The sequence below is a fragment of the Ornithinibacillus massiliensis genome, assembly GCF_018310345.1.
Classification (GTDB): Bacteria; Bacillota; Bacilli; order Bacillales; family Amphibacillaceae; genus Ornithinibacillus; species Ornithinibacillus massiliensis.
Genome location: NZ_JAGXBY010000006.1, coordinates 235,792 through 258,681, shown reverse-complemented (window position 1 = coordinate 258,681; position 22,890 = coordinate 235,792). Strand labels below are relative to the sequence as shown.

The 22,890-nt window shown below is 36.4% G+C and carries 24 protein-coding genes; 2 read left to right on the top strand and 22 right to left on the bottom strand.

Annotation, left to right across the window (positions count from 1 at the left end):
* Positions 1-242 precede the first annotated feature (242 nt).
* From KGF86_RS16590 to KGF86_RS16540, 12 genes are all read right to left on the bottom strand, one after another.
* Positions 243-755, bottom strand: coding sequence for an SGNH/GDSL hydrolase family protein (locus KGF86_RS16590; protein ID WP_343221476.1), 513 nt, complete (start codon positions 753-755; stop codon positions 243-245).
* A gap of 29 nt (positions 756-784) precedes the next feature.
* A complete protein-coding gene (locus tag KGF86_RS19405; RefSeq protein WP_246521645.1) occupies positions 785-940 on the bottom strand; it encodes a hypothetical protein in 156 nt (51 codons plus the stop codon).
* Positions 941-1,427: 487 nt separating this feature from the next.
* A complete protein-coding gene (locus tag KGF86_RS16585) occupies positions 1,428-1,988 on the bottom strand; it encodes a nitroreductase family protein (protein WP_246521643.1) in 561 nt (186 codons plus the stop codon).
* Between the two features lie 238 nt (positions 1,989-2,226).
* On the bottom strand, positions 2,227-3,198 hold the full coding sequence (locus tag KGF86_RS16580; protein WP_211742478.1) for a nucleoside hydrolase: 972 nt from the start codon (positions 3,196-3,198) through the stop codon (positions 2,227-2,229).
* A gap of 225 nt (positions 3,199-3,423) precedes the next feature.
* Positions 3,424-4,713 (bottom strand): phosphopyruvate hydratase, encoded by a 1,290-nt coding sequence (gene eno, locus KGF86_RS16575; RefSeq protein WP_186870544.1) that lies wholly within the window; start codon positions 4,711-4,713, stop codon positions 3,424-3,426.
* 17 nt (positions 4,714-4,730) lie between these two features.
* Positions 4,731-6,269 carry a 2,3-bisphosphoglycerate-independent phosphoglycerate mutase gene (gene gpmI, locus KGF86_RS16570; protein WP_211742477.1) on the bottom strand — a complete coding sequence of 513 codons (1,539 nt, stop codon included), beginning with the start codon at positions 6,267-6,269 and terminating at the stop codon, positions 4,731-4,733.
* A complete protein-coding gene (gene tpiA / locus KGF86_RS16565) occupies positions 6,266-7,024 on the bottom strand; it encodes a triose-phosphate isomerase (protein ID WP_211742476.1) in 759 nt (252 codons plus the stop codon). Before tpiA ends, gpmI begins: the two co-directional genes overlap by 4 nt.
* Positions 7,025-7,054: 30 nt before the next feature.
* A complete protein-coding gene (locus KGF86_RS16560) occupies positions 7,055-8,236 on the bottom strand; it encodes a phosphoglycerate kinase (RefSeq protein ID WP_186870547.1) in 1,182 nt (393 codons plus the stop codon).
* A gap of 239 nt (positions 8,237-8,475) precedes the next feature.
* Complete coding sequence (gene gap, locus KGF86_RS16555) at positions 8,476-9,483, bottom strand: type I glyceraldehyde-3-phosphate dehydrogenase (RefSeq protein WP_186870548.1); 1,008 nt, start codon at positions 9,481-9,483, stop codon at positions 8,476-8,478.
* Positions 9,484-9,520: 37 nt separating this feature from the next.
* A complete protein-coding gene (locus KGF86_RS16550) occupies positions 9,521-10,549 on the bottom strand; it encodes a sugar-binding transcriptional regulator (protein WP_186870549.1) in 1,029 nt (342 codons plus the stop codon).
* A 153-nt stretch (positions 10,550-10,702) separates the two neighbouring features.
* Positions 10,703-10,954 carry a glutaredoxin family protein gene (locus tag KGF86_RS16545; protein ID WP_186870550.1) on the bottom strand — a complete coding sequence of 84 codons (252 nt, stop codon included), beginning with the start codon at positions 10,952-10,954 and terminating at the stop codon, positions 10,703-10,705.
* Positions 10,955-11,021: 67 nt separating this feature from the next.
* Positions 11,022-11,237, bottom strand: coding sequence for a WYL domain-containing protein (locus KGF86_RS16540; protein ID WP_186870551.1), 216 nt, complete (start codon positions 11,235-11,237; stop codon positions 11,022-11,024).
* Positions 11,238-11,634: 397 nt separating this feature from the next.
* Between KGF86_RS16540 and KGF86_RS16535 the strand changes: the two genes are divergently transcribed.
* Both KGF86_RS16535 and KGF86_RS16530 read left to right on the top strand, forming a co-directional pair.
* Positions 11,635-11,970: a YjgN family protein gene (locus tag KGF86_RS16535; RefSeq protein WP_211742475.1), complete on the top strand. Its 336-nt coding sequence runs from the start codon at positions 11,635-11,637 to the stop codon at positions 11,968-11,970.
* Between the two features lie 122 nt (positions 11,971-12,092).
* Positions 12,093-12,233: a hypothetical protein gene (locus KGF86_RS16530; protein WP_211742474.1), complete on the top strand. Its 141-nt coding sequence runs from the start codon at positions 12,093-12,095 to the stop codon at positions 12,231-12,233.
* A gap of 213 nt (positions 12,234-12,446) precedes the next feature.
* On the opposite strand, the gene KGF86_RS16525 is transcribed toward KGF86_RS16530, so the two are convergent.
* The 10 genes from KGF86_RS16525 to KGF86_RS16480 form a co-directional block, all read right to left on the bottom strand.
* Positions 12,447-13,301, bottom strand: coding sequence for an N-acetylmuramoyl-L-alanine amidase family protein (locus KGF86_RS16525; RefSeq protein WP_211742473.1), 855 nt, complete (start codon positions 13,299-13,301; stop codon positions 12,447-12,449).
* Positions 13,302-13,395: 94 nt separating this feature from the next.
* On the bottom strand, positions 13,396-13,674 hold the full coding sequence (locus KGF86_RS16520) for a phage holin (RefSeq protein WP_186870555.1): 279 nt from the start codon (positions 13,672-13,674) through the stop codon (positions 13,396-13,398).
* A gap of 40 nt (positions 13,675-13,714) precedes the next feature.
* Positions 13,715-13,933, bottom strand: coding sequence for a BhlA/UviB family holin-like peptide (locus tag KGF86_RS16515; protein WP_186870556.1), 219 nt, complete (start codon positions 13,931-13,933; stop codon positions 13,715-13,717).
* Between the two features lie 38 nt (positions 13,934-13,971).
* The gene (locus tag KGF86_RS16510) at positions 13,972-14,232 is read right to left on the bottom strand and encodes a hypothetical protein (RefSeq protein WP_211742472.1); all 261 of its coding nucleotides are present in this window, start codon (positions 14,230-14,232) and stop codon (positions 13,972-13,974) included.
* Entirely contained in the window at positions 14,232-14,660 is a 429-nt protein-coding gene (locus tag KGF86_RS16505; protein ID WP_211742471.1) for a hypothetical protein, read from the bottom strand. The genes KGF86_RS16510 and KGF86_RS16505 overlap by 1 nt, the downstream gene beginning before the upstream one ends.
* Complete coding sequence (locus tag KGF86_RS16500; protein WP_211742470.1) at positions 14,657-18,907, bottom strand: phage tail spike protein; 4,251 nt, start codon at positions 18,905-18,907, stop codon at positions 14,657-14,659. The genes KGF86_RS16505 and KGF86_RS16500 overlap by 4 nt, the downstream gene beginning before the upstream one ends.
* Positions 18,908-18,923: 16 nt before the next feature.
* Positions 18,924-20,465: a distal tail protein Dit gene (locus KGF86_RS16495; RefSeq protein WP_211742469.1), complete on the bottom strand. Its 1,542-nt coding sequence runs from the start codon at positions 20,463-20,465 to the stop codon at positions 18,924-18,926.
* 10 nt (positions 20,466-20,475) lie between these two features.
* Complete coding sequence (locus KGF86_RS16490; RefSeq protein ID WP_211742468.1) at positions 20,476-22,020, bottom strand: phage tail protein; 1,545 nt, start codon at positions 22,018-22,020, stop codon at positions 20,476-20,478.
* 102 nt (positions 22,021-22,122) lie between these two features.
* Positions 22,123-22,398: a hypothetical protein gene (locus KGF86_RS16485; protein ID WP_246521641.1), complete on the bottom strand. Its 276-nt coding sequence runs from the start codon at positions 22,396-22,398 to the stop codon at positions 22,123-22,125.
* Positions 22,399-22,487: 89 nt separating this feature from the next.
* Positions 22,488-22,844: a tail assembly chaperone gene (locus KGF86_RS16480; RefSeq protein ID WP_186870561.1), complete on the bottom strand. Its 357-nt coding sequence runs from the start codon at positions 22,842-22,844 to the stop codon at positions 22,488-22,490.
* Positions 22,845-22,890 lie beyond the last annotated feature (46 nt).

Here is a 22,890-nt window from a genome sequence, read left to right as displayed (position 1 = left end):
TACCTTTTAAGGTATTGCTTAATTAAACAATTTATCCAAATAGCTCGAGGCTTTCCAAATTGTAGATCGAGGCTGTTGTTTTCATTATTTATCTAAGCTCCTAGTAACTGCATCTTCTTCATTTATATCACAGATAGTATAAACACAGCCCCTACATGACATAATCCTTACCTATTCATGAAGTGAAGCCTATTACAATATCAATTTTTTTCGTTTCATTAGAAATTAACATTGAAAAAACTCTATTCACTATTGTTTTCCGTATTGCCACTGTATAAAATTTGATCAATCAAGGATGTGTATTCTTCAGCCACTATCTTAGCGCCACGACTATTTAAATGAATGCCATCTAATGTCAAATAAAGACCTCGCTTAGTAGATAATCGATCAATTCGGGATGGATTTTTATAAAAGAGTACATCCTTCATTACTCTGATAACACTGGTACCAATGTATTCAGAGCTACTAACTTTAGATAGGTACTTCTCAAACACAGAATGCATATTTAAGAATGTAACAGTTGGATGTTTAGTAGAAATGGATTCCATAATAGTAGACAACCGATTTAATTCAATATTTGACGAGTTCTCTATATTCTCACCCACTATTGCCGGTGTTACAACAACCACATGTTTAGAAGCAGGAATCACATAATCTAATACTTTATTGAAGTAATCACTAAATTCTTGGTGATTTTCGGCTATAGGTTGGGCTTTAACCTTCAACAATTTAGTATAAACATCATTAACCCCGATCCAGAGGAATAGTAAGTCATAGTCCGTATCTAATTTGGATTTAGATAAACGTGTATATAAACTTTTAACTGATTTTTTCCAAGATTTGCAAAGGAGATTGACGGGTGCTTGCCTTCAAGTATAGTAATAAAAGATACTCCAGGGCGTCCTTCGGTTAAACTGTCACCAATTAGTCCTACTTTCATTTTAGTCCCTCCTTTTTTTTGTTCGTTTGTACAAAGTAATCATTTCTAACTCTTAGGTATCTAGCCATAATCCCACCGATACAGTACAATTATCTATATTACAGGCTTCAAACTCAGATAGATAAAATTGTTGCTTAGTACATATATCTAATTTTGCTTTCTCACTGTCGTAACGCGCTTAATTCACCCTCCTCTCAAATTGAATCAACGTTCTAATTTAATTATAAGTGATTTAGTTAAAATAAAGACTACTTTATAAATAATGGCCGGATTTTTGTATCAATTTACAAATTTAATTCCAAAAATGGATATAGTCACTCGTGTTATTTCGTAAGCGCCATGTATTCTGTCCTAAAAGATAGTGAGTATAGACAGTTACAGTGAACAACCGAAACCTTAACTAATCTCATATTTACTTTTTTGGCACTCTCTTTCACTCAATTCAAACCTGATTTCTCTCCTGGTTCTTATTATCACTCGTTTCATATCAATCTATTATTTCCATTTTATGATCAATCGGTGTTCTCCCTTTGCTCTTTGGAACTTTCTTTGGATAGCCAATTTGCATAACTGCTGCGATTTTATCCTTTTCAATATCTAGTCCTATCTCATCATAAAAATTAGCGTCATGCATATATGGTGTAATAGTCCAGAGCATCCCTACACCTAATTCCCAAGCTGCAAGCTGAGCATTTTGAATAAATGCACACACTGCTGAGTATTCTTCTTCATACCGAACAGGATCATTCTCTTTTTCAAAATAGATAACGGCATGATGTGGAATTGCCATGAGGAATGATTTCATAGAAGCCATCGTTTTATCCTGGTCTTTTTTTAGCATTCCCATTCTTAAGTAGCTATTGAGAATAGACCAGATTAACATTTCTTTTCCTTTACCTTGAAAAAGCTTGATTCTCCATGGTTCCTTCATATAATGCGTAGGGGCATAGGACCCATATGTAAAAATCTCATTTAATAGCTTCATATCTACTTCTTTTTCCTGAAAAGAGTGGATACTTCTCCGATCCTTAATAATATCCAATACCATAATTTCCCCCATCTCTAACACAGATTGTAGTTTTATTATAAAGATAAATTATATGTTATGCTAATCCATTAAGAAAAGTACAAGGCCAAGGTTTAGAATGTACGAACGACTGATTTCTAGAAGATACAGTAACACGGTGAGCATGAGGAAGCCGCTGTAAAATCTAAGCGTCAGGTGTTAGGATACTTTGTTTATTGTTTCTTTTAAAAAGGAGTACTACAACAGTACTCCCAAAGAATTAAAATTGCTGCCCGGACATAGTTGTCATAAAATCAATGAAGAACCGCTTATAATCAAAGTCTACCGCAATACGATGTCTTTTAATCTCTTTCTCTGCTTCCTCTTCTAAACTTCCGAATGGACGGATATCGGCGATACTTTGACCACGTTCAGTCCCCTGAGTAGCCTGTACGATGTGGACAGGAAGCTCTTGAAAAGTAAACATATCCCCCCGATTTACCGCCATCAAGGTTAGTACATCATGTAATGGTGCACCTTGTACATTAGGATTTCTTTCCCTATAGTACTCATAATAGTAATCAATCATAGGTTTAACAATATCAATTGGCCCCACTTGGTCAATATAATCTACCATTTGTTGTGTAGCTATTGCCCTTTCTGTAACATTTAATGGGATAATCGTCACATTATCCGCATAGGTTAAGACAATTTGTGCTGCTACTGGATCACCGTGAAAATTCGCCTCAGACACCGCTGTAACGTTTCCTGGTACCCAAAATGCTCCACCCATTATATAAATTGCTTTTACTTTTTCCATTGTTAATGGATAGAGAAGATACAATGTAGCAAGTGAGGTTAATCTTCCAATATTGACAATGTTAAGTTCACCTTCATATTGGTCAATAATCCCTATAATTTCAAAAAAGTTTTCCAGCTCTGGCAATGGATCCTCAGTTGTTGGAGGAGTAATTGGGCCCAACCCATATTCCCCATGAATCTCTGGTACAAAGTCCGGTAATTCGGCTGTCATTGGATTTTCTGCACCTGCTATAATTGGTGTATCTTGAGCTTCTTCTGTGACGACAATGGACTTTAAATATTGTACAGTTCTTAATGCATTCTCCCTTGGGATGTTCCCATAGTCTGTAACAATCCCCACAATCTCGATATCATCATTTAAATACCCATATAAGAGTGCAGTAATATCATCTACCCCTATATCTGCAAAAACTAACACTTTCTCAGCCAAATGTTATCGCCCTTTCTAAAAGCCTTAATTATTATAGCCTATTAAATACCGATTGTGTCCGTGACCAACTATTTTACGGTTTTTGAAGCATCGGGCATATTTTTACATAAAAAGCATCTGGTATTCCAAAAAAATAAACGCATTAGCTCTCATCCATTAGCTAATGCGTTAACTCCATTTACCTGTATAAAAAAAGACTGCGTCACCGCAGTCTTTTGCAATTATTTATTTATTTTTCAAGTTATAAAATGCATTTAGTCCAGCATATTGACCCATGCCAGCTAATTCATCTTCAATACGTAGTAATTGATTGTATTTCGCTACACGATCAGTACGGGACGGTGCACCAGTTTTGATTTGGCCAGCGTTAGTTGCTACAGCGATATCAGCGATCGTAGCATCTTCCGTTTCACCAGAACGGTGAGATACAACTGCTGTATAACCAGCACGCTTCGCCATTTCAATTGCATCAAATGTTTCTGTTAATGTACCAATTTGGTTTACTTTGATTAGGATAGAGTTTCCTACACCTTGTTCGATACCTTGTGCAAGTTTTTTCGTATTTGTAACGAATAAATCATCACCAACAAGCTGTACTTTGTTTCCTAGGCGCTCTGTAAGTAATTTATGACCTTCCCAGTCATTTTCATCTAAGCCGTCTTCAATAGAAATGATTGGATATTTATTAACCATTTCTTCGTACCAGTCTACCATTTCTGCAGAAGTACGTGTTACGCCTTCACCTTTAAGAACATATTTACCATCTTCATACATTTCAGAAGATGCAACATCCATTGCTAATTTAACTTCTTCACCAGGCTTATAACCTGCTGCTTCAATAGCTTCAACAATTGTTTGTAGTGCTTCTTCGTTTGAGCTTAAGTTAGGAGCGAATCCACCTTCATCCCCAACAGCAGTATTATAGCCTTTAGACTTTAATACATTTTTAAGAGAATGGAAAATTTCTGCACCAGTGCGAAGTGCTTCCTTGAATGTAGGAGCTGCAACTGGCATGATCATGAATTCTTGTATATCAACGTTGTTATCAGCATGCTCTCCACCATTTACGATGTTCATCATTGGAGTTGGAAGAGTTTTACCATTAAATCCACCTAAATAGTTGTATAAAGGTACTTCTAGGAAGTTAGCTGCTGCATGTGCTACAGCCATAGATACTCCAAGGATAGCATTAGCACCTAATTTCCCTTTGTTTTCTGTTCCATCAAGGTCAATCATTAAAGCATCGATAATGTTTTGACGAGTTACATCTAAACCGATTAATTCTGGTGCAATGATTTCATTTACATTATGAACTGCTTTTTCTACACCTTTTCCAAGATAGCGACCTTTATCACCATCACGAAGTTCTACTGCTTCATATTCACCTGTGGATGCTCCACTTGGTACCATTGCTGAACCGAAAGCTCCTGATTCTGTATAAACTTCTACCTCAACTGTTGGATTTCCTCGTGAATCTAATACTTCGCGTGCGTATACGTCTGTAATGTATGGCATAATTTTTTTCTCTCCTTTTACTTTTTAATCAGGGATGTCCCTGTCATTTCTTTTGGTTTTTCAATATCTAATAAATCAAGCATTGTCGGTGCTAGATCTGCTAGAATCCCGCCATCGCTTAATTCTATTTCATCCTTCGTAACAATTACTGGAACCGGATTAGTAGTATGGGCTGTCATCGGATTGCCCTCTAATGTAACGACTTCATCTGAATTACCATGATCTGCTGTAATAATAGCATGCCCACCTAACTCAATTATTTTGTCCACTACTTTTCCTAGACATTCATCTACTGCCTCGATTGCCTTAATTGTAGGTTCAAGCATACCAGAATGTCCAACCATATCTGGGTTAGCAAAGTTTAAGATAATGGCATTTACATCACCATTGTCTAATTCTTCTAGCAGTGCATCGGTTACTTCATAAGCACTCATCTCTGGTTTTAAATCATATGTTGCCACTTTTGGTGAATCAATTAGGATGCGCTTCTCTCCAGGAAACTCTTGTTCACGTCCACCACTCATGAAGAAGGTAACATGTGGATATTTTTCTGTTTCCGCAATACGAAGCTGCTTCATGTTATTTTGTGCTAATACTTCTCCAATTGTATTATCTAAGTTAGTTGGTTTGTAGGCAACAAATCCATCAATAGATTCACTGAATTGAGTAAGCATAACAAAATCTAAGTTTTTCGGAACTCCTGGTCCACGGTCAAAGTCACGGAAGTCTTCATTAGCAAATGTACGAGATATTTGGATTGCTCTATCCGGACGGAAGTTAAAGAAGATAATAGAATCCTCATCCTCAACCTTTCCAACTGGTTGACCATTCTCATCTGTAATGACAGAAGGAATGACGAACTCATCATAGATACCATTTTGGTAAGAGTCTTCTACCACTTCAAGTGGATGGTTATAACTAGGTCCCTCACCATAAACCATAGCGTCATACGCTTTTTTAACACGGTCCCAGCGCTTATCGCGGTCCATTGAATAATAACGTCCAGAAACGGTAGCAATTTCTCCTACGCCTAGCTCTTGCATTTTTTGTTCCGTTTGTTCAATATAACCTTTTGCTGTCTGAGGTCCAACATCACGACCGTCAAGGAACGCATGTACATACACTTTATCTAGACCTTGATCACTTGCTAGCTTCAGTAATGCAAATAAGTGATCAATATGGCTATGAACACCACCATCAGATAACAAACCAAAGATGTGTAGTGCTTTATTCTTCTCTTTGGCGCGATGGATCGATTTAAGAAAGGCTTCGTTTTCGAAAAAATCACCTTCACGAATCGATAAATTGACACGGGTAAGACTTTGGTACACGATACGTCCTGCACCAATATTTAAATGTCCAACCTCAGAGTTACCCATCTGACCTTCTGGTAGTCCCACCGCTTCTCCACTAGCCTTTAATTGATTATGTGCATACGTATTCCAGTAGCGGTCAAAGTTCGGTTTATTAGCTTGTTCTACCGCGTTACCTTTTACCTCATTACGGATAGCAAATCCATCAAGGATAATTAACGCAGCTAATTTGTCTTGACTCATTTTGTACCTGCCTCCACAAGCTGTAAGAAGGAATCAGCTTCTAAACTTGCACCACCAACTAAAGCGCCATCGATATCAGATTGTGCTAATAATTCATCCACGTTAGAAGGTTTAACACTTCCACCATATTGGATAACCACAGCTTCAGCAGTTGCTTCATCTGTTAGTGATTTCACTACGTTTCGAATGTGTGCACATACTTCGTTAGCATCTTCGTTGGATGCTGTTTTGCCAGTACCGATTGCCCATACTGGTTCATAAGCAATGATAGTCTGTGCTACTTGATCGTTAGTAAGACCTTCTAGCGCCTTTTTAACTTGTGTTTCTACTAATGACATCGTTTCATTAGCTTCACGTTGTTCTAATGTTTCTCCAACACAAACAATTGGAGTTAGACCATGGTTAAATGCAGCATGGGTCTTTTTATTTACTGTTTCATCAGTCTCCGCGAAATACTCTCGTCGTTCTGAGTGGCCAATAACTACATGGCTAACGCCTAAGTCTTTTAACATTACCGGACTTACTTCACCAGTAAATGCACCATTATCTTCAAAATGCATGTTTTGCGCACTAATCTTAAGATTAGTTCCTTTTGTTTTTTCCACTAAAGTTGCAAGATGTGGAAAAGGAGCACATACAATCGCTTCTACCTTTTCATCAGCAGGAATAGATTTTACAACTTCATCCAAAAACTGTGTTGCTTCCGTAAGAGTTTTATTCATTTTCCAGTTACCTGCAATTACTCTTTTACGCATGGTATCACCTCTATTAAAGAATTGTGAAACTTATTTATTTGTTAGGGCTTCAACACCTGGTAGAACTTTACCTTCCATAAATTCCAAGGATGCTCCACCACCAGTTGATACGTGGTCCATTTTATCTGCTAAGTCAAACTTCTCAACAGCTGCAGCAGAATCTCCACCACCAATAACGGTATAACCTTCTGTTTCTGCTAATGCCTCGGCCACTGCTTTCGTACCATTAGCAAATACATTTAATTCGAATACACCCATAGGTCCGTTCCAAATCACTAGTTTAGAATCTTTTACGATTTGAGCATACTTTTCTCTTGTTTTCGGACCAATGTCAAGTGCTTCCCAATCTGAAGGAATTTCAGATGTGGATACGATCTTTGTATTAGCTTCCTCTGAGAAATCATCTGCAACGACTACATCTTCAGGTAACACAAAATTAACGCCTTTTTCTTCCGCTTTTTTCATAAATTCTTTTGCTAAATCAATTTTGTCTTCCTCAAGAAGGGATTTTCCTATTTCATGCCCTTGTGCTTTAACAAAGGTGTATGCCAGGCCACCACCAATAATCAAATTATCTACTTTATCTAATAGATTATCAATTACGCCAATTTTATCCTTAACCTTTGCTCCACCAATAATTGCCGTGAATGGACGGTCAGGATTCTCCAGTGCCTTACCTAATACAGAAAGTTCTTTTTCCATCAGGAAACCAGCAGCAGATGTAAGCTTTTCAGCAATACCTGCAGTCGATGCATGTGCGCGGTGTGCCGCTCCAAAAGCATCGTTAACATAAACATCAGCCATATTTGCAAAAGCTTCAGCTAGCGCAGGATCATTTTTTTCTTCTCCAGCTTCAAAACGCACATTTTCAAGAAGCAATAAATCACCATCTTGTAATCCAGAAATAGCTTCATCTACTTCAGATCCATAAACAGAATCGGTTTTTACAACTTCTTTTCCAATTAAATCACTTAAACGCTTCGCAACTGCGTCTAAACGTAGTTCATCTACAGCCTGACCTTTAGGACGACCAAGATGACTAGCTAAAATTACTTTTGCACCTTGCTCAGATAAATAGGTAATGGTTGGTAAAGCAGCTTTAATGCGTGTATCGTCTGTTACTTCTCCATCTTTCATAGGTACGTTAAAATCTACACGGCAGAAAACTTTTTTCCCTTTTAAATCAAGGTCTTTTACTGTTAGTTTATTCATTGGATTCCCTCCTTAAAAAGACTCCTATTCGCATGGAATTTTATACGAATATGCTTATTACGTCATACGTTAAATACTTTCCTTCCCACGAACAACATTACGTTGCCAGCGTGTGGGATAAAGATATGTAAGCTTTAAAATTGGTAGGTTTCCCTAGTCCTTGTTTCTTAACTCAGAGCGTACTAAAATTACATGAGAAAAGGAGGAGAATATATTCCTCCACCTTTTGCCCATTTAACTTATAGTCCTTTTTGTCCCATGAAAGCAACTAGGTCAACAACACGAGTTGAGTAACCCATTTCGTTGTCATACCATGAAAGAACTTTAACCATGTTTCCTTCCATTACCATAGTTGATAGACCATCTAGGATAGAAGAATGTGTGTTTCCAACAATATCAGAAGATACTAGTGGAGCTTCACTGTATTCAAAGATTCCTTTAAGTTCACCTTCTGCTGCTTCTTTGAACGCTTGGTTCACTTCTTCAGCAGTAACATCTTTTTCTACTTCTGCTACTAAGTCTACCATAGAACCGTCTGGAACTGGTACACGAACAGCCATACCATTTAATTTACCTTGTAACTCTGGTAATACTAGAGAAACTGCCTTTGCAGCACCAGTAGTTGTAGGAATAATGTTTTCAGCTGCCGCACGTGCACGACGATAATCTTTGTGTGGTAAGTCAAGAATTTGTTGGTCATTTGTATATGCGTGAACAGTTGTCATTAGACCACGTTTAATTCCGAATTTATCGTTAAGCACTTTTGCAAATGGTGCTAAACAGTTTGTTGTACAAGAAGCATTTGATACGATATGGTGCTGACTTGGATCATATTGATCTTGGTTAACACCCATTACGATAGTTAAATCTTCATTTTTCGCAGGAGCTGAGATGATTACTTTCTTCGCACCAGCATCAATATGTTTTTGAGAAGAATCACGATCAACGAAGCGACCAGTAGATTCAACTACTACTTCAACACCAAGCTCGCCCCATGGAAGATTGCCTGGGTCACGCTCAGCTAATACCTTAATTTCTTTTCCACCAACAACGATGTTAGAACCGTTAACGGATACTTCTTCCTCTAATACACCATGTACTGAGTCATATTTTAATAGATGTGCAAGCATATTAGCATCTGTTAAGTCATTTACTGCTACGATTTCTACATCGTCTCTTTTTAGTGCTTGACGAAATACATTACGTCCAATACGACCAAAACCATTAATACCAACTTTTACTGCCATTGTATATTCCTCCTAAAATTCTATAAGTATTATTTATTTAAAGGGAAGTATCCCTTAAAATCTGTTCCGCAGCTGCCTCATCCGTAATGAGCACATTGCTTGTACCATGCTTGAAATAGGATTCGATTGCTTTAGCCTTCGATTTACCACCAGCAACGGTAACCACATGTTTCATCGACTCTAAATCCTCTAACTGCAATCCAACAGTACGCACCTTGTGAACAACATTACCTTGCTGATCAAAGTAGTAACCAAATGCTTCACTAACTGCATTTTCCTCTACTAGCTTTTCCCTTAATTCATGTGGTGTCTTTCGGCGCTCTGCCATCGTCAATGCATCTCCAATTCCATGTAAGACAATATCAGCATTTTTTATAAGCTGTAAGACTTCTATTATAGAAGGCTCCTGGATGATGTTTTGATAGGAAGAGTCACTAATTGGATCTGGGACATAAAGTAGACGATAATCTCCCTGTGCTTTACGGGACATTTGTGCCACAATCGTATTGGCTTGGTTTTCCATTTTCTCTCCAATGCCACCACGTGCTGGTACAAATAGGCAATTATTTTCTAATTCGAACGGTGTCATTACACTTGCAACAGAAGCCATCGTCGTTCCACCTGTTACAGCAATCGTAGCATTGGGCGATATAATCTTTTTAAGATATGAGACACAAGCTTTTCCCATCTCTTGTTTAACCCATTCTGCGTCATCACTGTTTCCTGGAACTACAATAACATTCTCTACTTGTAATGTTTCCTTAATTCGATTTTCTAAAACAGTTAAGCCCATTATTTCACTCATAAATTGATTGAGTTGTTCTAGAACCTTTTCACCTTGTTCCGTAACAAGCATACCCTTTGTCGTAACTTCTAATAACCCCTGTTCGTAAAGTAAATCAATTTCACTTCGAACCTGTCTTTCCGTTAATTGACTACTTTCCGCAAGACCCCTTCTACCAATAGGTTGATAGAGGTTTACCGTGCGCAACAGAGAGAATCTGGTTTGCATTACTTCTAACAAGTCAGGTATGAGCTTTTTCTGTAGGTCGAATATTTCTTTCATGACATTACCCCTTTAGAATCGGGAACAAAAATGTCCCACGCATTCTTATGGTGTCCCACATGTCCCAAAAAAATACACATAGTAGAATCCTATGTACATTATTATCATATCATAATGCGTAAAATATACAACCAATATGATTGTAAATTATCCTTATTTCTTTTGTAAATTCACATTCAAGGTTGTTTCAACCGAATTGTAGTCAATCTGTTCACAATTCAACTGAACTCCATTTATTTCGATTACTGGAATGGATAAATGATAGCTTTCTAACCATTCGTCATTTGTATAAATATCTCGTTTCTCGATTTCAAAATGATAATCCTGTTGGAACATTCCTAGTAATGCTTCAGCGCTATCACAAAGAGAACAGTTTTCTTTCGTGTAGAATATGACTTTTTCCATTAGGGCACCTTCTATATTTAACTTTTCTAAGACCATAGTATACAATACAAACCAATAAATCCAAAAATTATGCTCCTACATGGTTAGAAATTGCACCAGTAGATAATATATTGTCTAGTTTAAAGGTTCTTATTTTCTTACGCCAATAGCAATAAGCCAACATATAATCCTGGTTCATACTTAATACCCGAATAAAACGTTTAGAAACATTATTATGTCGATCGATATAGAAAATAATTATTTTCTCTTTGTTTTCCATTGAACGTAGAAACAGCCTCTTCATAGCCAAAGCCTCCCGACAGGAACATTTGTTCTCATTATATCATTTAGAACATGTTGAAGCAAGGCTATGTTTTATAAAACTCTATAGCACTTAGTACTTATATAATACGTACTAAGTCATTTATAGAACGCCTATCCAAACGTCAATTTTAAATCTTTTTTATAGAAATCTACTAAACTAAAATGATAAAATAATATGCGATTATAAGTATAAAGAACTAATTATAATTCCCTAAACGCTAATTATTTTATTCAATAAAATATAATAAAGAGTGATATCATGCCAAAATCAAAAATTGCTGTAGCTTATGAGATAGTTTGTAGTTACCCTACAAGATTTAAATATACCAAAAGAATAAAGAGTCTGGGGAATTTTGAAGGAAAGAAGGGATTAGTCAATGACGACAGAAAGAATTCAAACTCATAAGAGGAGAACATCTTTTTTTGATGGAGGATTAGTACAGTACATCGGGTGGCGAATAGCAGGTTGGTTAGTTACTATTTTTACTTTAGGAATTTGCTATCCTTGGGCAGTTACAATGATTTATGGTTGGAAAATCAATCATACCGTAGTTGAAGGGAAAAGACTGAAGTTTAATGGTACTGCTATTGGTCTATTTGGGAATTGGATTAAGTGGTGGTTTTTAACAATAATCACGCTTGGAATCTATGGTTTCTGGGTGTTTATAAAACTAGAAGATTGGAAAGTAAAACATACTACATTTGAAAATTAAACCTAGATAACTACATTTAGTTGCCCATACTCTCTAATAAATTGTAGAAGATAGGTGTTGAAATGAAGTTCAAAAAACCAAAATCTCCTATTTCAAAAGTTAAATCTAGCGTAAAAAGGTCAGTGAACAAGACAGTTGTACCAGGTTATGGTAAAGGCGGAGCAACTGCTTTAAGTAATCCAAAGAAATACGTAAAGAAAAGACTGTTAGGACAACCACTGTCTAAAAAAAGGAAAAAAGGATTACTTTCATTGTTCAAATAGGAACCATTAAGGGATGTATTTAGTTGCATCCCTTAACTACATACCAAATACTCCCGTGTCGATTATCAACTTTCGGAAGAATCTTTTAAGTATCTAAGATTACAATTATGACTGACTAGTGAATACATATCTGAGAGCACTAGATTTATTAGAGAAAGCCCCAATTCTAATAACTGGGGCTTTTGATTACTTCTAGATTACACAGTAAATTACTTACCTAACTCTCAAACGGTCGCCTGGACGAATAACATCACTTGTCATTCCATTCAAGCTCTTAATAGCTTCAACTGTAGTATTATACTGTTGTGCGATACCCCACAATGTTTCCCCAGATTGGACAATGTGGTAAACTACCCCACCACTGACAATCAGAACCTGGCCTGGATAAATGGTATCACCTGTAAGACTGTTTAAATCCTTTAATTGTTGTACCGTCATATTATGGGCTTGGGCAATACTCCACAATGTATCACCAGGCTGTACTGTGTAAGTATTAGTTCCTCCATTATCATTCCTTCTTAATCCAAAATGAGAAGCAATGGCATCAGCTAGTGCCTTCCCTGTTCGATCCATTACGATATCATCACGCATTTTGACAATATCAATGGTGGAATCCATAAACCCACCTTCAATTAGAATTGCTGGCATATTGGATTCACGAAGCATATGGAAGTTTTCCGATTTAATACCACGATCTCGTAAGCCCATTGCACCAACTATAGCCGGGTGAATTTTTCTTGCTAAAGCAAGACCGGTAGAAGAACCGGGATAATGGTAGGTTTCAGTACCAGTCCAAGTACCCCATTGACCTGTGTTAGCGTTGTGATGATAAGATACCAAAATATCTGCACCTTCACTATTTGCCTTATTCGTACGTGCTGTTAAAGATACATCGGTGTTCCCAGTTGGGTCATCTAAACGAATAATAATGGCATTTTCATATTCATTCAAATACCTAGTAGCTGCAACTACTACTTTGTTGTTGAAATACCATTCCCTTTCACCATCCGGAGTTCTTTTCCCCGGTGTATTCATACCATGTCCTGCGTCTAATGCGATTTTAGCCATAAACAATCTCCTCCTAATATTTTTTATATTAAAAAAGTGACTTGCCCATTTGGACTAGCCACTTATTTAATCCGTTAGTTTTTGTATCGTAATATTACACATCATCTCTCGGTTTTTGATATGTTCTTGCTTGTACACTATCACTTAAGCCCTTGGTTGTCGGATCAATCAGTGCATTCCAAACACTTACCAATACTAGTGCCAATACATATGGATTAGAGATTGCTTGTGCAAGAACATCCCCCATTATCACCCATGTAGTTAAATCCTCAAATTTAATACCTAAATAGCTGATAATGGGTAACAAGATTGCTAGAATAAGCTGGGCATAGAATACTGGATTACTAAATCTAACTTTCCAGTTAATCTTCAACCTTCATCACCTCCCCTCAGAAGGCGATAAAAAAGAGCCCTTACCGTGGTGGTAAACGCTCTTCAATATCATCCAGCTTAGTTATAACAATGTCATACTTCGTGCTAAATCCTTTTAATATTTCGTTTTGATCATCGATTGTTTGATAGAGTTGTTTCTCTCTTTCATTTGCCTCTTTTCTACTTGTATAAAAAAGCCAAACAAAAAGAACCGCAAATGGTCCTTGTGTAAGAAAGTATTGAATTAATGTTTCATCCATGGTTACCTCCTCTATTGTATGGCATAAAAAATAACGCCTTATTCAGCGTCTACCGTTTCCTCTGTATTTTTATTTCCCACTATTCTTTCAACCACTTTATCCCTAATCACTTCTGATAAATTGCCACTAACACCTGCTTCAAAAAAGTCCTTCACTGGCATAGTAAAACTTCCATCAATATTTAAAACGGTATTAGGAATAGTCTGCTCATCTTTCCCACGGTAATTCACTAGTCTTACCTGCTCACCATTTTCTGTTATATATCTAGAACTAACTTCTTCAAAAATATAGTTTGACATCATTCTTGTTCCTCCTCTGTTTTATTTTCTTCAAACGCATCAGATAAAATAAAATGCATTTCTGCGGGTTTTCCAACTAATTCTTTGTCATGTTCATTTACAAGTTTTTCAACTGTTTTTAAAGCTGGTTCGAGATTTATCCCATCAATTACAAAATACTCATCAAACAACGCTTTATGTTGTTCGTTAAAGCCTTTTTTGTCTTCAATATCCAGACCACCATCTTTATTACGAATTACCTCACCGTTTTCATCTGTTTTAGCATATTCTTTCAAGAGGGTTACTTCTTCTTCTACCACTTCCTTATATCGATCTTGAATAATTTTAACAATTCTCATACGGTGGATATTTTTTTTGCCCTTTGTTGTAATGTTGTTTTGCAAAAATTCTGCTACATCTTTTAAATATTGATTCTGAATTTTTATCATGCTATCTTCTCCTCTAACTGCTCTATTTTATTTTGTAAAATTTTCATCTCATTTTTGAGGTATTGATTTTCTGTTTTTAGCCAAGAGATATGATCTTCCATATTCCGGTCTAACTCTTTTATCCCTTTAAGTGCAAAGCCAATCGTAGAATATAAATCAATAGTTTCTTTTGAAGAAGCCATAATAATCTCTGGTGATTCTTCTACCATTATCCCTAGATGCTTGTGGTCTGTGTCTATTTCATAATTATAATGGAATGTATATAGCTCCATACTTCTCAGTTTTTCTAATGTACTATCAGTATAGATATCTATGTTTTTCTTGGTTTTAAAACTTGAGTTAGGCGGGTTAAATGCACTTGCTGTAATAGGTATATAACCTGTATCGGCAGAGTTTCTTACTTGTATTTGAGAACCACTTGATAAAAATTTTAATCCTCCGCCACCCATACGAAAGAACGGATTTCTTGTAGTTCCATCTCTATGTGAAAATCTTGCAAGTTGGGAGCCATCTTTATAAAAGGCTACTTCACCGACAGTATTTTGCATGATGTAATGTGAGTTAGACTGTCTCCATCTTGCAGGACCGCCAGTTATATCAATCGATGCCGCACTTGATTGCCCTTCAAACGTAATTAAATTTGTACCAGTTAATATTAATTCAGACCCAGAGATAGTAACTATACCAGAAGTTCCACCAGCGACTATGCTCAATTGATTTCTTAGAAAACCACTTTGTAAAACATATTCTGAACGGATATAAGAAGTTGCTCCAAAAAATCGTATTGATTTCGCACCACTTATAGTGTTAGTTCCTAAATTCAAGTTGTTCCCAACAGTAGCATCTGTCGCAATATTGATACTTCCTGCTGTCATATCCCCTCTAAAGGTACCAGTAGCACCATTCAATCTCCCCGTTATAGTTGCGTTTTGTATGGTTGCATCTACAATAGTCGCTTTATTAAAAGTACCTTGTAAAAAAGTTGCATTGGTAGCTGTTAAATTACCAGTTACTGTACTGCTTTGAATAGTTGCATTAATAGCTGTCATATTTCTTGTAGTCATGTCTAAGAATGTTGCATCTCTTGCAGATAAATTACCATGAATTAAGGTATCACCAGTTATTTCTAGCAAACTGCCATCGATTCTTACGCCTTCACTTGATAGGTTAATACGTGAAATAACTTCATTATTCTTTACATAAGACAGGTCAATCTCATTAGCTAATTGTCTTATGCGTGTTTCTGTATAATGTATCTGATCTTCAGGAGCAGGAGCCCAACCTGTGGGTCTGTTACCTTCTTCTATCTGAAAGTCCCAAATTTCTACAACATAATCTTGCCCATATGACGGACGGTTAGGTTGTATATACCAATATGGGGCTGAATCAGAAGGGAAACTGTCTAACGCCTTAAAATATACCCTGTACTCATGCATTTCTGTATCGTCAGGGTATGTTCGATCTGCACTTGACCAAGAAGTCCCAACTTGGACCCCATCCCTATAAACTTCAAAAACACTAAATGAATTTGTATGACCGCCCATAGATACAACATTACCACTAATTTTTCTGACCTTAAATGTAGCTACATAGTAATTACCTTCCTCAAATCGCTCTCGTGTAACACGTATATATGGATTACCAGATGATGTTCTATTTATTGTATAAACATAACCTTTTATATCAACACTACCAGAAGTAGAGACACTTTGTAGTGATACTATGTTCCTTCCGCCAATTTCCATATGGTCAATATCATATTGTAAGTTGCTTACACTTTGCTCAATACCATCTGCTGTCATTTCCCATTGCGCCATTCTGTTGTTAATTTGACCTATTGTAGTATCATAAGTTGTTTGGTCTACCTTAACACCAACTGCTTGCTCATTTTGATATATTTTTGTTTCAATACTGTCAAAACGTTCTACTATACCTTCTTGATCAGCTTGATAAACTGTGTATGATACAACATTGTCAAACATGCTATCGATTTGTGATTTCACATATACATCATCAACATTTGCTTTCAGTTCAATGTCTGCAAAAATGTCTTCTGGTGCATATGACCAGTCAGTTGCTTTATTACCTTTTTGTAACTGAAAATCGGCAAAATAGTAAACATCATTAGCGTCAAGGTTGTTTATATGCAATATTTCGTAACTAGAATTACTGTTTGTAGTGAACGTATGTTTTATTCTAGTTGGAGTTGTTTTAATCTCATGATAAACTCCACCATAGCCAGACCCGTCCCAATCATAAATTCTAACTTGTATTGGGTTATTAGTTGTATAAGCTGTAAAACTCCATGTATACGTTGTATTAGGCTCAATTACTATATTTTGAATACGAAGATTATTACCTGTATACCTTATCCACTTTTTACCATTAAAAGTAACTATTTCAGCTTTAGGTCTATCTTGAGAATAAAGTCTATTTTTATTATATATATCTCCACCCAGACCCCTAGCTAAGTTGTAACCGCCAATTTCTAAATTATCAAGCGCTATTTGTATTTGTCCACCAACCCATTGCCCATCAACTTTATCAGCTATATCATCTGTTAATTCTTTAATTTTTACATCATAATCAATTATGTTTACTTTGTCACCATCAAGTTCATTCAACCTATTTTCTAAATTTTCTAATTCATCTAAAGCGTCACCTATTCTTTTGTCAGCTTCTTCTATTTCATTTCGTGCTTCATCAATTCTTTCTTGAGCTCTTTCCAAAATGAGGTTTATGTCGACTAAATGCTCGTCGGTGTACCTATTAGCACCATCCTCTGCATCATCAGCCTTTCTCTTTGCAATGGTATCTGTTGCAAATTCAAATAGCCTAGTTAGTTCAGCAAGTCCAGATTCATAGTTCGCATACTGAACATTTACTTGCTGCAAATCATCTTCTGTTAATTCCTCTTTATCCACTGTACTGTCTATCGTATCCAATAATACTCCATACGTATTGTCATAAGAAGCTTTAACAGTGGTTAGGCTATTCCGGATACCAGTATCTAAATCAAGGTTATTTACTAAACTATCAAACTGACTATCGACACTTGATTTCTGCACTCTTAATGGCTCTCGATAACCAATAATAGTAAAACGGATGTCTCCAATTCCTGCACGGAGTTCAGCTATCCTTACTTTCCTATCAATTTCATCACGAATAGCTTTCCAGTTATTTTGGACCTGTTCGACGGTATATTCTATAAAGTCTCCGAGCTCAACCTTTTTACTTGCTGGATTAAAGATATTCCGATTTTGCTTATAAATACGGGCTTCTACGAACAAGGGCGGATTAAACGTAGTATCTTTTATTTTTACAATATCACCAAAACGAATCCTTTTATTTTCCATTCTGGTTATATGTTCTAAATCTATGATATTGGCTTCATAGCTTACAATTGCGTTAATACGTTTTTTTAACTCGGCTTTACCAAGTCTAATAAGATTTTCCTCAGTCATATCACGGCCTTCGGATTGAGGTTCATATATACTTACTATATGCTGACCTCTGCGCCCCCATCGTTCTAGTGCTTCTTTATCCTCTACATACACTTCTAATCGTGTACCATCTTCCATTTCAGGTCCTAAGCATAAGAGGGCTGTTACAATTTCACTGGAATCTTCCTTCCTTCTAATACCTTGAAGGTCTTTTCCGAACTCTACGTGTCTACCTCTCCATCCACCTACTCGCTCAACTAAATCTACATATCTTTTAGTGATTCGATTGCTATTTATTTCAACCCTAAAGTCTAGTTCTAGTTCAAACTCTGTAGCTAGTTTTTTTAAAGCAGAAAATGGATCAGTGTAATTATCGAAAGAAATTGCTCGCAATCCTTTGTAAGCAACATTGCCCGCCTCTATCTCTGTGCCGGCTAGAATTTCTCTAACATGTACTTCCGCTGACTGTTGGGCTGTTTTTGTAGGTGATACTACTTTTGCCCCTATCAGCTCTTGAAATGAAGCTAAAGCAGTTACATCAATAAGATTTGCACCATCACTATCGCGATATCGATCAGTCAACTTAATAACAAATTCCCGGTACTCACCATCTTCACCGGGAATAACTAATCTGTTTTTATCTGTTAGATGTTGCGAATAACGTCTGTCAGCAAATGCAGTAAACTTAAATGTTTCAAGCATAGCTGACATATCACGTTCATGAATATTGTCAATTACATCCTGTTTATTTATCCAATCTAAAAAGTCATCAGTTTGACCATCTATTATGAAAATTTTAGTCAAAGCTCATCCTCCCTTCTTATCTATACCGTTTTCTATATCTCAGTAGTGTATCAAAGCTGTTAGGATGTACCACCAACTGATTCTCACCTTTTACAAGACTGATAAAGTCGGAGCCAAAATCAAGTAAATCATTACGTGGTTCTCCATTAATAAAAGCGTCACCGGTTAAACTGTCGAGAGTGATAATATCACCCTCGCCTGCAATAAATGGAACGCCATTTGTTTTCTGGTTGATTTTATCGATACTAATAGAGGATAAGCCAGTATTGGATCCTAGTATCAAGTGGTTTCCTACAGCACCTATATGAATGACTACTTGAGCTACTTGATTCGTATATTTGTTTTCACTATCTTCCCACTCCACAGTACGTCTTGCATGGTGTCGACCTGTAGATGTGTCAACTTTCGCTAAATAGCAATACCACTTGTTCCCTTCTCTTTCAATATGGACTTGACCAGAAAAGTTATTCCAAGTGCCAACATTATCACCATGTTCACTTATAATATATTTACCGTCAGTTAATCCACCAGATCTAAACTCTGCCCGGGTGTTAGCTCTCCCAGTAGAAGTATCTTTTAAAGCAACTTTGCAGACATCACGACCAAGTACATCCTTAAGATAAATTTCAACACGTCCGACCTGCCCTGCCTTACTATTAAAAAATCCTAAAAATGCTTTCATTCGAAAATCTCTTAATGGCTCAGATAACGAGTGTTTAATAGCTGGACCATGCCAACTAGAACCTTCACCGTAAGAATCTGCTACAAACCTACTATTCCTAGTTATGATATCTCCAGCAACAATTCCACCGTCAATATCACTATTAGAAGCATTTACAAATCCTACTAAACTGTCACCGTTAGAATAGAAAATTCTCTCATACTTTAAATAAGGAGTTTGGCTCTCTACATCTACTGGTCTCCCAAGCATGGTATATTTTGGGTAAACTTGATCCCCTATTTTATTCGCGTCGCTGTTGTTTTGAATCAACGCAAATGTGATTGGTTCTCTTACTATAAATTCAACAATTGGCGCTGCTTCTACTGTGCCATCATTAGTCACTGTGTGTACTTCTGATTCAAAATTCTCTGTTTGTTCAGGTCCGTATTTTAAAGGATCCGAACAAAGAAAAATAATCGTACCATTTAACGTGTTAGAATCTTCTTCTGGTAATTGATTTGACTGCATGGTTGCATAAAACAGAGCATCCTCATCAGTAAATGACAATTCCTTTTTGGAGCCCTCTAATAGTGAATTTAACTGGTCCAATCTTTTCCTTAATCCCTCATTGGTACGATCCGTTATTTTATACATGACAGTTATCTCACGAGCTTCTAAATTCGCTCCATCTTGCTCTATTAATCCATCCATTCCAGGAACAGCTACAGTATTAATTTTCTGATCTATATTACTTCTACCACTAACTGTCAGAGTTATGAAACTACCATCCTTGTCAGTAAGTAATTGATCGAGATTAAATGAATTAAATACTGTCTCAATTGACATGGAAGTGCTTTCTGTACCACTTCCTGCAACTGTATCTACAAATTTATACATAAAGCACCTCCTATAAAAATAGTTTCTTAACTTTTGTTTTTCGATCTTGAACGGAAGTAATGTCATCAACAAATCCCTCGAAGTCATTTCCACCGATTGCAAGATTAATATATGCCGGTTGTTTAGATACAAATATTTCACTGTTAATCGTGTGATTTAATTGTCCATTGGCTTGATGATTAATTCCAGCCACAACCCCACCAATATCCGTAATAGGCATTTCATCATTGATAGCAGTCGTCAAATCCGACATAGCTCTAACAGCAACCCGTTTTCCATTATCAATGGATTTCGCAATCGATTGTGGAATTTGTATTTTCATAATGTCCCTCAAAGCGCCCTCTTTCGCTGGACTAAATGGTAAAAAGTTACGGATTTTTTGTGTTACATTACCAATTGCATCAGTTACAAAACTAATTGCGCCCATAATACCATCTGCAATGGACGTAACAATATTTTTACCAGCTTCTAGGAACTTATCACCAATGTTAAATACAATATCTAGAGCTTTCCCAATTCCCTCTGTTACAGCATCTTTAACCGAGGTAAATGCACCAGTCACTGTATCAATTACTCTATTTAAAATATTTGATATAGCTTCTTTAATACTATTCCACACAGTTGTAACTATGCTTTTTACGGTATTTAGAATGGTTGAAATAATGCCCTTGATAAGATTAAATGCACCACTTATCAGGGACTTTATAATAGTTAAAGCTCCACTAAGAACCTGTTTCACTGCATCCCATAAACCAGACCAATTACCACTAAATAGAGCACTAAAGAACTGTATTATTCCCACGATAAAATCAGTAGCCCCGCTTATTACTCCTTGAATTACTTCCCAAACTGTAATAATAATCCCTTGTATGGAAGGCCAAATATCTTGCATTATATTGAAGATATTAGTTATAACCCCTTCAATTACACTCCAGATAACCTCTGAAACAAAACTAATGACATCCCAAATTTTATTCCATACACGTTGTGCTACTTCAAGTATCATTTCTCCATGCTCATCCCAAAAAGCTACGAGGGCACTCCAAATTTCCTTCACCGAGTTCACAACCTCTTGAATTACAAGCGTCACAACTTCTGAAATGGTATTCCATACACTTGAAGCAACAGAAAGTAGTTTTTCGCCATTTTCGCTCCACCATTCGACTACATAGCCCCATATTTGCATAATAAAATCGCCGACTAATTGGACAATAGGCATAACTACGTCTTTAATATTATTGAAGGCATTAATCACTGCGTCCCTAAAACTATCATTTGTTCTCCACAGATAGACAAACACTGATACTAGCCCTATTAGTAATCCAATGATTATACCCATAGGGTTCATTAACCCTTTACTCAAATTAATAAAATTACTTAATGCGTCTGGAAATTTATTAAATGTATCGATTGAACTATCAATAACTGATACTGTATCACTTATTGATTTATAAATCCCTGTCAAGACAGCAACACTTTCTGGATTAATCTCTATATTCAAGGCAGAGAATGCATTATTAACAGTTAATGCCGCGCTCTTTACCTTGGAAAGCATACCTTCTATATTATTTGTTGTGTCATCAATACCTTTGGCAACTTTATCTATACCCGTTGCTTTTATAAAAGCTTCAAAGCTATATTGTTCAGCAATACCAATCTACCTCCTTCCACCATTAACCACGGCAGCGATTTGTGCCATTTTCCGTATTTGTGGAGTGATTTCACGTTTTTCGTCGTGTTCTACTTCTTTAATACGTTTTTTGTAATCAAAAAAGTCCTCGAATCGTTTATAGATCGGGACTTGTTTTTTACCTTGTTCCTTTGTAAGTGTTACCTGATGATTTAACCATGCCTGTTGGTGCATAACATACTCTTTATCAATTCTCCCTAGATTAAAAGCTTTCATTCTCATTTGATATTCGTAAATTGACATAATCTCAATCTCATAAAGAGATTGACAACCTAAATAGCGAAAACAATTGATTATTATTTGCTCATACGTTCTTAATGATCGATTTCTGTTTACTTCGTGACTTTTGCGTTTTCCTGAAAATGCTTGATTGTTGACGCTACTACCTGAGACTTTCCCATTTCATGAATTAAATTGGTAAAAAGCTTCTCTAATCCATCGTTTTCTTCAGCATAATGTTCGACCGCTTCATCGATTTCATCTGATGAAAAACCAACATGAGCAGATGCCGCTTTAATTATCTCCGCTATAGCAACCGGATTACGTTGCTCTAAATTCATATAGGCAAAGTTTACTCCCATTCCAAATTCTAGACCTTGATAATCTACTTTATATACTTCATCTAATGATCTACAAAACTTTAATCCAAATTTTAATTTTACGTCTTTATTATTAATTTTAAAGTTCACGGCTAGTTCTCCTCTTTTGTAATTATAAGAGAAGGCTATACGCCCA

Bases quoted from the DNA above. Each gene is read 5' to 3' on its own strand.
- KGF86_RS19405 (WP_246521645.1), bottom strand. From the start codon at position 940: ATGAAAGTAGGACTAATTGGTGACAGTTTAACCGAAGGACGCCCTGGA.
- KGF86_RS16585 (WP_246521643.1), bottom strand. From the start codon at position 1,988: ATGGTATTGGATATTATTAAGGATCGGAGAAGTATCCACTCTTTTCAG.
- eno (WP_186870544.1), bottom strand. From the start codon at position 4,713: ATGCCATACATTACAGACGTATACGCACGCGAAGTATTAGATTCACGA.
- gpmI (WP_211742477.1), bottom strand. From the start codon at position 6,269: ATGAGTCAAGACAAATTAGCTGCGTTAATTATCCTTGATGGATTTGCT.
- tpiA (WP_211742476.1), bottom strand. From the start codon at position 7,024: ATGCGTAAAAGAGTAATTGCAGGTAACTGGAAAATGAATAAAACTCTT.
- KGF86_RS16560 (WP_186870547.1), bottom strand. From the start codon at position 8,236: ATGAATAAACTAACAGTAAAAGACCTTGATTTAAAAGGGAAAAAAGTT.
- gap (WP_186870548.1), bottom strand. From the start codon at position 9,483: ATGGCAGTAAAAGTTGGTATTAATGGTTTTGGTCGTATTGGACGTAAT.
- KGF86_RS16550 (WP_186870549.1), bottom strand. From the start codon at position 10,549: ATGAAAGAAATATTCGACCTACAGAAAAAGCTCATACCTGACTTGTTA.
- KGF86_RS16545 (WP_186870550.1), bottom strand. From the start codon at position 10,954: ATGGAAAAAGTCATATTCTACACGAAAGAAAACTGTTCTCTTTGTGAT.
- KGF86_RS16540 (WP_186870551.1), bottom strand. From the start codon at position 11,237: ATGAAGAGGCTGTTTCTACGTTCAATGGAAAACAAAGAGAAAATAATT.
- KGF86_RS16535 (WP_211742475.1), top strand. From the start codon at position 11,635: ATGACGACAGAAAGAATTCAAACTCATAAGAGGAGAACATCTTTTTTT.
- KGF86_RS16525 (WP_211742473.1), bottom strand. From the start codon at position 13,301: ATGGCTAAAATCGCATTAGACGCAGGACATGGTATGAATACACCGGGG.
- KGF86_RS16515 (WP_186870556.1), bottom strand. From the start codon at position 13,933: ATGGATGAAACATTAATTCAATACTTTCTTACACAAGGACCATTTGCG.
- KGF86_RS16510 (WP_211742472.1), bottom strand. From the start codon at position 14,232: ATGTCAAACTATATTTTTGAAGAAGTTAGTTCTAGATATATAACAGAA.
- KGF86_RS16505 (WP_211742471.1), bottom strand. From the start codon at position 14,660: ATGATAAAAATTCAGAATCAATATTTAAAAGATGTAGCAGAATTTTTG.
- KGF86_RS16495 (WP_211742469.1), bottom strand. From the start codon at position 20,465: ATGTATAAATTTGTAGATACAGTTGCAGGAAGTGGTACAGAAAGCACT.
- KGF86_RS16490 (WP_211742468.1), bottom strand. From the start codon at position 22,020: ATGCTTTCCAAGGTAAAGAGCGCGGCATTAACTGTTAATAATGCATTC.
- KGF86_RS16485 (WP_246521641.1), bottom strand. From the start codon at position 22,398: ATGTCAATTTACGAATATCAAATGAGAATGAAAGCTTTTAATCTAGGG.